Here is an 11,962-nt window from a genome sequence, read left to right as displayed (position 1 = left end):
GGGCAGCTTATGCGACGACAGACAATGCTTTGGTGGGGGCTTTTAGCTGGGTTAATGGTCGGCATCATGACGTTGAATTGGCAACCCATCCATGCACTGGCCGACTATCGGATCAGTCATTATGACACGCAGGTGGACATTCAAAAAGATGGTAGCGCGGAAGTGACACAAGCGATGACTTATGATTTCGACGATGATTATCATGGGGTCTTTAATGTGCAGGATTTACGTGGGATTCAAGGTGCCCAGTTTCAAGGAGTGACGACGCAACTTAATGGTAGGATGACGCAAACGGTACAAGCCGCGCAGACTGGCGCGGATAATACGTATCAATTAACCCAAACTAACCAACAATTGCGGGTGAAATTGTATCGAACCGTTAAAGCCGATGATCAGTTGCGAGTGGTTTATCGGTACCGTTTATTAGGTGTTGTGACGAACTATCAAGATACCGCCGAACTAAACTGGAAGATTATCGGTACTGGTTGGGATGAACCGTTGCGGCAAGTCCGGCTAACCATTCAGTTACCAGCCAAGTCAGTCACTGCGTTGCAAGGGTGGACGCATGGACCGCTCAGCGGTAAGACGGTTGTTAATCAGGCTGATGGGCGAGTCTTGATCACCTTAGCGTATAATCCGGCGAACACGTTTGTGGAGACTCATCTGGTCTTTCCAACTAGTGTGACGCCAACTAATCAGCGGACAAGTACGAAAAAACGGTTAGCAGCGGTCCAAAAACAAGAAGCACAGTTGGCACAGGCAGCCAATGCCAAGCGACAACGCCAACAGCGACTTTACTGGGGGCTATACGGGCTAGCCATCGGGGTCTTAGTAGTCACGATTGGTGGTTATAGTTGGTGGTTCTGGCGTCATCGGGCGACACCACATGTCCGGCCAGTGCCAATCCCACATGCTTTCGATGTACCGGCCGTTCCACCAGCTGTGGCGCAGTCATTATGGCGAACGGCATCACCGAATACGGATGCGTTGTCAGCCGAAATTTTACAAGCGGCTGCAGCTAAAGAAATCAAGCTCACAACGTTACCCGGTAAACGCCAACCGCAAGTGCAGCTGACGCGTTTACGACCGATAACTAATTCGTTTTTAGCCCACTGTTTTGATCAATTGGCGCCGGCCGAAACGTTTGATTTGGCGCAACTGAAAGCTTTTGGTAAACGGGATAAAAAAGGACGTCTTAGCCGATGGTTCAGTCAATGGCAACAGACAATTGATACGCAAGTTGCGGTGTACCAAGATGCGCCTAATTATGCATTACGGCATCGTTGGTTAGGCTTTGCCACGGTAGTCACGATTTTAAGCGTCGTGACTACCGGAGCTGGCTGGTTGATTAGCCCACAAGTGATGGGATTAACTGGCCTTGTGACCGCAGTAGTGACGTTAGGCAGTTGGCTTGTGGCGATTGTTAATTACCGAAAAATTATTATTAATACGGATACTGGCTTAGAATTAGTCAATCAAATCACTGGTTTTCGACAAATGTTAAAAGATATCGGTCATTTTAACACGGCCGATATTGGTGATCTCATCTTATGGGAACAGATTTTGCCGTATGCTGCGGCCTTTGGCTTGGCAAAGCAAGTCGCTGCTAAGTTGGAATTAGACTTTGGCACACCAGCATTGGCAACTGGATTAGGGGGCTATTACCCACTCTTCTTTGTTGGGGACGGTTTCGATTTTGATTTATCTGGAACTTTAGGCGCTAGCTTCTCAAGTGCTTTAGATGCGTCGAGCAACGCAAGCTCCCCTAGTGGTGGCTCTGGCGGCTTCTCCGGCGGTAGCTCCGGTGGTTTCGGTGGCGGTTCTGGCGGTGGCGCTTTTTAGCGACGACAGTCAAGGAAGTTGATCTTGAGCTTGGGCGAAAACCCAAGCTTTTTGGGCCGCTAATGGAAGCGAATACAACATCATGGCTGAAAAGGGTTGCACTGTATCCGGAATAACTGTACGCTGTGAGGGTAACTGAGGCGATAAATCGTAACGAATGGATGCGACGAGATGACAGTAAAATTAATTGCAACGGATATGGATGGGACGTTTCTGAATAATCAGGGTGATTATAATCGGCCACGCTTTGCGCGTGACTATGCCGCCTTACAACAGCAAGGTATTCAGTTCGTGATTGCGAGTGGTCACCAAGCAGTCGAACTGGCGACTTTTTTTGAAGACTATCCGGCCCTTTGGCTGATTGGTGGTAATGGCGCCGAACTCATGCAATCGCAAGCGGGGTTAACTGCGGCGACTTTTAGTCCAGCTGTCACGCAGCAAATTCTACAAGTGTTGGCGGCTTATCCGGAAGTCCAGCTGGCGTTATGTGGGACTCGCACCGTCCACGTGCTAAAAAATGCTGATGTTGATTTTGTGGCGGCAATGGCCGCATATTATGTTGACTTAGAGCGGGTAGCTGATTTGCGGACGGTCACTGATCCGGTCGTTAAGTTCGATATAATTTGTCCCCCACAGCGAACCGACCAGTTAGTGTATGAGTTGACGCCAAAATTGTCCGGTCTGGCAGTCCCCGCTTCCGGTGGGCAAGGGAGTTTGGATTTAATTCAGCCCGGATTACATAAAGGATGGGCCTTACGGTTATTAGGTGAACAGTTAGGTATTGCGCCGGCTGAGATGGTGGCGTTTGGTGATGGTACGAATGATTTAGAGATGTTGCAATATGTGCATACCGGTGTCGTGATGGGCAATGCCCCGGTCGAACTGCAACTTAAAGGGGATGCAATTACGACCGGTAATACCGAAGATGGCGTTTTAACTTATATTGAAAATGAGATTTTACGAAAATGATGACTAATTTTCAGAAAAGTACTCGCCTTTTGATTGCCAAAAGGGCGGTTAACATGCTACACTTCAACTAGATGGCAACGACTGGAGGCTGGGATTTAAGTCCTGACCTCTTTTATATTGTTGTACTGGATGTTTGAAATTAGTTCGTTAAAATAGGTCAATGGCGGCCAAGGTAGCCCTTGGCGCTGGGCATCAATTCGTTGGTAGGACTGCCAACAGTCAAAAAAGAGAGGTATTTTAATGTTAACCGTAAACAATGTGAGCATGCAATTTTCAACGCGTAAACTTTATGATGATGTTAATCTAAAATTCACCCCTGGGAACTGTTATGGGGTTATTGGCGCTAATGGTGCTGGTAAATCAACATTCTTAAAGATTTTGGAAGGTAAGTTACAACCAAGTAGTGGGACCGTTTCGATGGGACCTAACGAACGGATGTCGAGCTTAAACCAAAATCACTTTGCTTTTGATGATGAAGAAGTCTTGGCAACGGTGATTCGCGGGCACGAAAAGTTATATCAAATCATGGTTGAAAAAGATGCACTCTATGCCAAAGCTGATTTTACGGATGCGGATGGCTTACGAGCTGCTGAACTTGAAGGTGAATTTGCTGAAATGGACGGCTGGAATGCTGAATCCGAAGCTGACCAGATGCTACAAGACTTAGGCATTGATGAAGCAATGCAACACTTGAAGATGAGTGAATTAACGGAACCACAAAAGGTGAAAGTCCTCTTAGGCCAAGCCTTATTCGGCAATCCGGATGTTCTGTTATTGGATGAACCGACCAATGGGTTAGATGTGCAGTCAATCAGTTGGTTAGAAAACTTTTTAGCCGATTATAACAAGACCGTCATTGTCGTTTCTCATGACCGCCATTTCTTGAATCAAGTTTGTACCCATATGTGTGACGTTGATTTTGGTAAAATTACGTTATTCATGGGAAACTATGACTTTTGGATGGAATCTAGTCAATTGGCTTCCAAGTTACAAGCGAATGCTAATGCCAAAAAGGCGGACCAGATTAAAGAATTACAAGAATTCGTGGCGCGGTTTAGTGCGAATGCCTCGAAATCTAAGCAAGCAACTTCACGGAAGAAGCAATTGGAAAAGATTACGTTAGATGATATTAAGCCATCATCACGTAAATACCCCTTCATCAAATTTACCCCAGAACGTGAGATTGGGAATGATTTGTTGAAAGTTGAAAATGTCTCGAAAACAATCGACGGCGTTAAGATTCTTGATAATATCAGTTTCACGTTGCGGCCCAATGAAAAGACGGCTTTAATTAGCCGCAGTGATGTGGCAACGACGACGTTAATGCAAATTATCGGCGGCGCCATGACCCCCGATGCTGGGACTGTAACTTGGGGGCAAACGACTTCACGGACGTATTTACCTCGTGATATCAATGATGAATTTACCAATTCAGATTTGATGATTATTGATTGGTTACGACAATATGCGCCTAAAGAAGAGAGTGATGACACATTCTTGCGGGGATTCTTAGGGAAGATGCTCTTCTCTGGTGAAGACGTGCAACGTAAAGTGAATGTGTTATCTGGGGGCGAAAAAGTCCGGGGAATGTTATCTAAGATGATGCTTAGCCGCGCGAATGTCTTATTGTTAGACGATCCTACAAACCATTTGGACTTGGAATCAATCACGGCATTAAATGACAGTTTGATTGAGTTTACTGGCGCGTTGATTTTTACCTCGCATGACCACGAATTTATTCAAACGATTGCGGACCATATTGTGGAAGTGAGTGCTAAAGGGGTAGTTGACCGCGGTGATACCACGTATGATGAATACCTTAATCATGAAGCTATCCAAGGTCAAGTGAGTGATCTGTACTAAGATTAGGTTGGCCTAACCGAATAATAAACAAAATATGAACTTTCGAATCGCTCAGTCTGGTATGATTAATTCATTACGAGATTGGGGGATTCTTTTTTTATGACACCATATGTGGAACGGTCATTACGCCGCTGGTATCTGTGGCAATTGATTGGATTAGTTGGGGCAGTATTTGTGAATTTATTTATGGTCGGTGGGAATTCTTTTGATGTGGGTGGGATGTTACTTATCATGTTAGTATTGGGCGCCGTTTTGCCAACTTTTGAGACCCAGCCGTTAGCAACGCATTGGCGTCGTTTTCGCCGCTTCAATCACTATTTTCAAACGATTGTGCAATTTTTGAGCTTACCGCTGTTAGTGGCGAATTTAATACTGATGTTAAGCAAAGTATCGTTTTTAGATCAACAAGGATTAGTAGCGGTGGGGTTCGCGTTGCTGATGGTGTTGTTTGTGCCGGTCGCGTACGTGGTCACTCGGCCGATTGAATCCGTGTTAGGGCGGATTTTAATGTTGATTTCGGTTATTTTTTCTGGTGTTTTGAGTGCGCAGATGACGATGCTAGAATTACCGGGATTAACTGCGCCCGCAGTGTTTAAGCTAGTGGGGAATAGTGGCATCTTAGGGGCTTTAGGGTTTGTGGTGACCGTTGGGGTTTTAATGCGGTCGTGGCAATTTAACTGGCCAACGTGGCGGTTACAACCCCGGGTGAACTGGGGGCAGTTAGCTTTCATTGGCATTTTGGCTGGCTTTTTTGTTATCTGGAATGCCTATGGGGTGGGTAGTTCGTGGGCAACCGCGTTTACCACTTTTGATTTTCACATGAAGTCAGTTTCATGGCAGTTGTTTTTAGGTGGTTTGGAACCTGGCATTGCTGAAGAATGGCTTTACCGTTTTGCCGTGTTAGCTTTATTATTACGGGCATTTAAAGCGCGAAAACATCAGCTAGAATGGGCCATCTTTTTGAGCAGTGGTTTGTTTGGCGCCTGGCATTTGACGAATATATTAAGTGGTCAGGCCCTTTCAGCAACGCTGGAACAAATGATTTTTGCGGCGGCATTAGGCTGCTTTTTAGCAGTTAGTTATTTATATTCGGGTAGCTTACTGGTACCCATCGTGATTCATGCGCTGACCGATATTTTAAGTATGATGGCTTCGGGCTCACAAACGATGACTAAGCCAGACCTGTTCGAATGGGAAACTTTAGCGTTTTTGGTGCTAGTGTTTGGGCTAGTGACCGGTTATTTACTAACCGGCTCACGCCGCCGTTTAATGCAATCACAAGTCGATAATCGCTTGCATTTAAAGGCCTAATTAAAAATTTTTAGGGTTATTTTGACTGGCTGTAATGTTTTTGTAATCTTAGTGTTACCAATTCGCAACGCATTCTCGGTATACTAGGATTACGCAACAGTACGGCTTTACATATTATTTTCAAAACTGTTCGCAATAACAGTTTTGAATGCAGCTTAAAACATCGCTCGGAATGGCAGGGTCATAACGGGGCACATAGGGGTACGACATGAATTGGGTCGGTGAGAACCGGTAATGAGAGACTTGGGCTAATTGGCTTAAGTCTTTTTTGTTGGCCGTAAAAAAAATTGGGTTAGTTATCAGCATTAAGGGCTTAGATGGTGTTGGATTGTCGCAAAGTGGTGCTCAGCTTAATTCGGCGTACAAATTGTGACTGTTTAATGCGGGTAATGGTGAGTTGTGGCAATTGACTTGTTCACAACCGAAGTCCCTAAACCTTTGCAAATCACGTATACTATGACTATTGGATTTTGACACAAGGACTGGTGGTCAGTTGTTAAAGACTAACTAGATAGAGTAGTTATCGACGGGTAACCAGTTAGAAATGGGGAAACTGAATGTCCACTTTAGTGATTAAGGATTTAAAGGTAACTGTGACAGAAAATGATCAGGAACGCTTGATTTTGACCGGCGTTAATCTAACGATGACTACTGGTGAAACGCATGCAATTATGGGCCCTAATGGGACTGGTAAATCAACTTTGGCAGCGACGATTATGGGGGATCCGGCTTATCACGTGGTGAGCGGACAAGTGCAATTAGATGGTCAAGACTTATTAACGCAAACGGTGGATCAACGGGCGCGGGCAGGCCTTTTTTTAGCGATGCAATATCCTGCGGCAATTAAAGGAATCACAAATATGGCCTTTTTACAGGCGGCCATCAATGCGCGGCGACCCAAAAATCAGCCATTGGCGGTAACGGCCTTTTTGGCGCAATTAGAGTCGAACTTAGCTTTGCTTAATATGCCGTCAGCAATGGCCGAACGCTACTTGAACGCCGGTTTTTCGGGCGGTGAGAAGAAGCGCAATGAAATTTTACAGTTATTAATGATTCAACCTAAATTTGCTATTTTAGATGAGATTGATTCCGGCTTGGATATTGATGCATTGCAAGTAGTTGCAAAAGGGGTTAATTCCATGCGAAGTCCAGATTTTGGGACGTTAATGATTACCCATTATCAGCGGTTGTTGGATTATATCGTTCCAGATTTTGTTCATGTGATGATGGGCGGCAAAATCGTTAAAACCGGTGATGCCACGTTAGCCAAAACTTTAGAGGCTGAGGGCTATGCCGGTTTGCGTGATGACTTAGGCTTAACGGTGACGCTAACGGATGATGAAAACTAATGGCAAAATCTAATTTACTTAGCCGTGTCCAACAATATTCACGTGCACAACTAGAACCAGCTTGGTTATTGGCCCTAAGAACTCAGGCCGTTACCGCCGCGCTAAAATTACCAGCGCCGCGTTTTGAAAAAATCGCATATGCCGACTGGTCATTATTTGAGTCGGCGGCTCCGAGCCAGACCGAGGTTGCCGCTCCCATGGGGCCCTTGGCAACTTTAGGGCGGACGCAACAATTTTATGCTGTTGGGGCAACCACAATCCAGCTCACCTTGCCAATCGCAGCCCTGCGCCAAGGGGTGATTCTGTCAGATTTAAGGTCGGCCATTCGAACCCATGGTGATTTAGTCAAGCCGTATTTAGCACGGACGATGGCGGTTGATGAGGATAAGTTTGGCGCTTGGAATACGGCACTCATGACCAACGGCTTTTTTCTTTACATTCCTGCCAACGTTCAACTTGAGGAACCGATTGAAATTCTGCAACTCGTTGATCAGCGGCAGCCAGCTCACGTGGTGCAACGGAGCTTACTGATTACTAGTTCGGGTGCTCACGTTAAAGTTGTGCAGCGTTTGCAGTCGCTTGGAACCCAGCCCACGACGGTTCACCATTTAGTGGAGGTTGTAGCGGCTGCCAATAGCCAGGTGGAATTTGCCGGTTTGGATGAGTTGAATACGGCTGCGACAGCGTATATCAGTCGGCGCGGTGTCGTGGCGCCAGATGCGCAATTAGATTGGGAGCTGGCCGAAATGAATGCCGGTCGCATCATTGGTGATTTTAAGACAACTTTGAACGGCCAAGGTGCACAGGCGACGGTCAAAACGATTGCTGTTGCCAATGGTCAGCAAACCCAAGGCTTAAATACGCGGGTCACTAATGTTGGCCCACAAACTGTCGCCCAAATTGTGCAGCGCGGGGTTATTTTAGCGCAAGCCACGTTAATCTTTAATGGGATTGGTCATATTGTTAAGGGGGCGCATGGTGCCCAAGCGAATCAAGAAAATCGACTCTTGATGTTGACCTCAACTGCGCGTGGTGATGCCAATCCAATTTTATTAATTGATGAAAATGATGTCGAAGCGGGGCATGCGGCCAGTGTCGGTCGGGTCGATGAACAACAGTTGTATTACTTAATGAGTCGTGGCCTACCACGCGCCGTCGCCGAACGATTGGTGATACGCGGCTTTTTAGCCGGGGTCATTACAGGGTTGCAGTCGTCACAGTTACAAACGGCGCTCATGGCGTTAATTGAAAGGCGGCTAACTGATGAAACTTAATTATCGTGCTGATTTTCCTATTTTGGCGACCCAACTCAACGGTGCTCCCTTAACGTATCTTGATAATGCGGCCACGTCGCAAAAGCCCCAAGCGGTTATTCAGGCAATAACGGCTTACTATACAACAAGTAATGCTAATGTTCATCGGGGAAATTACACGTTAGCGGCGACGGCGACCGCCCAATATGAAGCTGTGCGTGACCAAGTGGCAGCGTTGATTGGCGCCCCACAACGTGAAACGGTCTTTTTTACCCGGTCAACCACGGAAAGTCTAAATTGGGTGGCCCAAACCTACGGCGAGCAAGTCATCAAAGCGGGGGATGAAATCGTCGTGACCATGATGGAACATCACAGTAATTTGGTGCCTTGGCAGCAATTGGCCCAGCGGCATGGTGCCTGTCTTAAAGTGATCGGTTTGACGACGACGGGCGAACTGGATTGGAATGATGCCGTTAAAAAAATCACAACACGGACGAAAATTGTGGCTGTCGCGCATGTCTCAAATGTCCTCGGGGTCACTAATCCGATTCAACAATTAGCAACTTTAGCACATCAAAATGGGGCTATCATTGTGGTTGATGGGGCGCAAGCCGTCGCCCATCAACCGGTGAATGTTCAAGCACTAGATGTGGACTTCTATGCGTTTTCGGGTCATAAAGTATTGGGTCCAACCGGGGTAGGCGTGTTATACGGCAAGCTCGCCTTACTCACTCAATTAACGCCGGTTCAATTTGGTGGTGAAATGATTGACCAAGTGACTTGGGCGCAAACCACGTGGGCTGAAATACCGCAGCGTTTTGAAGCGGGGACCCCGAATATTAGTGGGGTGATTGGATTAGGTGCAGCGGTGACCTATTTACAGCAGGTTGGCTTTACGGCAATTCAAGCGCAAGAACGGCAATTGACGGCCCACTTACTGGCGGGCTTAGCGGCCCTGCCTGCGACAGTCTATGGTCCAACGACGGTGGCTAAGCATGGCCCGGTCGTGGCTTTTAATCTGCCGGGGGTCCATCCACACGATGTGGCGACTGGCTTGGATTTGGCTGGCATTGAAGTCCGAGCTGGTCAACACTGTGCGCAGCCGTTGATGCAAGCGTTGCATACCACTGCAACCGTGCGAGCTAGCATGATGTTTTACAATACATTAGCTGAAGTTGACCGTTTATTAGCAACCTTAGTCACGGTGAAGGAGTTTTTCGAAAAATGACGGTTTTAAAATTAGCAGATTTATATCAAACGGTGGTCTTAGCGCATGCTCAGTCTCCCCGCCACCGAGCAATCTTACCGGCAGCGCCAGCCGTAACGTTACGCAACATGACTTGTGGCGACGTATTGACGGTCCAGTTAGTCGTTAAAGCGGATCAGATTCAGGCTATTAGCTTTACTGGCAGTGGCTGTACCATCTCACAAGCCTCCGCCAGTATGTTAACGGTGTGTTTGGATCAACAGTCGGTGGCCCAAGCGCAAGCAAGGCTCGCCGCCTTTTCACAAGTGATTACGGGGACGCCAATCACCGCAACCATGCGACAGGCCCTGGGTGATGCCGCAATTCTGGGCACCGTCGCCGCCTTTCCAACTCGGATTCGGTGTGCCACTTTAGCTTGGCACGCCGCGGACCAATTATTGACGCAGTTAGTGGGTGCAACTCATGACTGATAAGTTAACGGCGGACCATTATGACTATGGCTTCCATGATGACGTGACCCCGGTCTTTTCAACGGGCGTGGGCTTAAATCCGACGGTTATTCGGCAGCTTTCAGCCGAGAAGCATGAACCGGCCTGGATGCTGGCGGAACGGTTAGCGGCGTATGAAATTTATCTAAAAATGCCACAACCCGCATTTGGCCCAGATTTGTCTGGGCTAGATATGGCCCACTTACATTACTTTCAAAAAGCCACAGATCAGTCATACCGGGATTGGGCGGATGTCCCACCTAAGATTAAAGCCACCTTTGATCGCTTAGGTGTGCCGGCTGCTGAACGCGCTTATTTGGCCGGTTCTAGTGCGCAGTATGAGTCGGAAGTTGTCTATCACCGGATGCAAGCTGAGTTTGAAAAAGCGGGCATTATTTTTACGGATACTGATACGGCCTTACAGCAATATCCCGCGTTATTTAAGCAATGGTTTGGCAAATTAGTTAAACCAACGGCTAATAAATATGCGGCGCTCAATGCGGCCGTCTGGTCAGGGGGGGCTTTTATTTATGTGCCCAAAGGGGTCAAAGTAACGACGCCCATTCAGGCTTATTTTCGGCTCAATGCGGCCAATACTGGTCAATTTGAACGCACCCTCATTATTGTCGACGAAGGCGCAAGTTTGAATTATGTGGAAGGCTGCACCGCACCGAACTATGATGCCAATAGCCTCCATGCCGCAGTGGTGGAAGTTAATGTCTTGGCGCGGGCCACTTGTCGTTATACGACGATTCAAAATTGGTCTAACAATGTGTATAGTCTTGAAACCAAGCGTGCGCAAGCTTTAGAACAAGCAACGATGGAATGGGTCGATGGTAATCTAGGGTCGAAACTCACCATGAAATATCCCGCTGTTTATTTGAATGGTCGCGGTGCGCATGGCACGATGCTTTCGATTGCGGTCGCAGGGCATCAGGTGGATCAAGATACGGGGGCCCGGATGCTACATAATGCGCCAGAGACCACTTCTTCGATTGTTTCCAAGTCGATTGCGAAAGATGGTGGGGCGGTCGATTATCGGGGGACCGTTCGCTTTGGACGTGACTCGGATGGGTCCTTTGCGCATGTTGAATGCGATACGATTATTATGGATGACCAGTCGTCGAGTGATACGATTCCATATAATGAAATTCTCAATGGCAACGTTTCGATGGAACATGAGGCCAAGGTGTCCAAGGTTTCCGAAGCCCAACTTTATTATTTAATGAGTCGGGGTATCTCAGAAGCCAAAGCCACAGAAATGATTATTATGGGCTTTGTTGAGCCGTTTACCAAACAGTTACCGATGGAATATGCGGTTGAATTGAATCGGTTGATTAGTTTTGAAATGGAAGGGTCGATTGGATAGATGTTAGCAGAAAGCTTTGAAACGATCGGATTAGCCAAGTTAGCGACCGTTATTGATCCTGAATTAGGGGTTGATTTGGTGAGCCTCGGATTGATTTATGGGGTGACCACAGATACGCAAGGCCATTGTGTGGTGACCATGACGTTAACGATGATGGGCTGTCCATTAACGGCCGTTTTATCGGAGCGGATTACTGCGGCGATGATTACAATCGCTGGCGTAACGACCGTGACGATTGACCTTGTTTGGGAACCTGCTTGGTCGATTGCCCGGATGTCTAGAGTCGCGCGCTTAACTTTAGGGGTTTGAAC

Annotated in this window: 10 protein-coding genes; all 10 read left to right on the top strand. The window is 47.2% G+C overall.

Annotation, left to right across the window (positions count from 1 at the left end; all coding sequences use genetic code 11):
- The first annotated feature begins 9 nt into the window (after positions 1-9).
- The 10 genes from C5Z26_RS06150 (at position 10) to C5Z26_RS06105 (ending at position 11,960) form a co-directional block, all read left to right on the top strand.
- Positions 10-1,842 carry a DUF2207 domain-containing protein gene (locus C5Z26_RS06150; RefSeq protein WP_105449098.1) on the top strand — a complete coding sequence of 611 codons (1,833 nt, stop codon included), beginning with the start codon at positions 10-12 and terminating at the stop codon, positions 1,840-1,842.
- Between the two features lie 171 nt (positions 1,843-2,013).
- Complete coding sequence (locus tag C5Z26_RS06145; RefSeq protein WP_105449097.1) at positions 2,014-2,811, top strand: Cof-type HAD-IIB family hydrolase; 798 nt, start codon at positions 2,014-2,016, stop codon at positions 2,809-2,811.
- Positions 2,812-3,051: 240 nt separating this feature from the next.
- The gene (locus C5Z26_RS06140; protein ID WP_105449096.1) at positions 3,052-4,674 is read left to right on the top strand and encodes an ABC-F family ATP-binding cassette domain-containing protein; all 1,623 of its coding nucleotides are present in this window, start codon (positions 3,052-3,054) and stop codon (positions 4,672-4,674) included.
- Positions 4,675-4,773: 99 nt separating this feature from the next.
- Positions 4,774-5,985, top strand: a complete 1,212-nt coding sequence (locus tag C5Z26_RS06135; protein WP_105449095.1) for a CPBP family intramembrane glutamic endopeptidase — start codon at positions 4,774-4,776, stop codon at positions 5,983-5,985.
- 557 nt (positions 5,986-6,542) lie between these two features.
- Complete coding sequence (gene sufC / locus C5Z26_RS06130) at positions 6,543-7,334, top strand: Fe-S cluster assembly ATPase SufC (protein ID WP_105449094.1); 792 nt, start codon at positions 6,543-6,545, stop codon at positions 7,332-7,334.
- Positions 7,334-8,608, top strand: coding sequence for a Fe-S cluster assembly protein SufD (sufD, locus tag C5Z26_RS06125; protein ID WP_105449093.1), 1,275 nt, complete (start codon positions 7,334-7,336; stop codon positions 8,606-8,608). Before sufC ends, sufD begins: the two co-directional genes overlap by 1 nt.
- Positions 8,598-9,815, top strand: coding sequence for a SufS family cysteine desulfurase (locus C5Z26_RS06120; protein ID WP_105449092.1), 1,218 nt, complete (start codon positions 8,598-8,600; stop codon positions 9,813-9,815). The genes sufD and C5Z26_RS06120 overlap by 11 nt, the downstream gene beginning before the upstream one ends.
- Positions 9,812-10,264 (top strand): Fe-S cluster assembly sulfur transfer protein SufU, encoded by a 453-nt coding sequence (gene sufU, locus C5Z26_RS06115; protein WP_105449091.1) that lies wholly within the window; start codon positions 9,812-9,814, stop codon positions 10,262-10,264. Before C5Z26_RS06120 ends, sufU begins: the two co-directional genes overlap by 4 nt.
- Entirely contained in the window at positions 10,257-11,651 is a 1,395-nt protein-coding gene (sufB, locus tag C5Z26_RS06110) for a Fe-S cluster assembly protein SufB (protein ID WP_105449090.1), read from the top strand. The genes sufU and sufB overlap by 8 nt, the downstream gene beginning before the upstream one ends.
- Positions 11,652-11,960: a metal-sulfur cluster assembly factor gene (locus C5Z26_RS06105; protein ID WP_105449089.1), complete on the top strand. Its 309-nt coding sequence runs from the start codon at positions 11,652-11,654 to the stop codon at positions 11,958-11,960.
- Positions 11,961-11,962 lie beyond the last annotated feature (2 nt).

The sequence above is a fragment of the Lactobacillus sp. CBA3606 genome, assembly GCF_002970935.1.
In the GTDB taxonomy this organism is placed as follows: Bacteria; Bacillota; Bacilli; order Lactobacillales; family Lactobacillaceae; genus Lactiplantibacillus.
The sequence above is the reverse complement of the archived record's forward strand: the minus strand, read 5'-3'. Positions and strand labels throughout refer to the sequence as shown.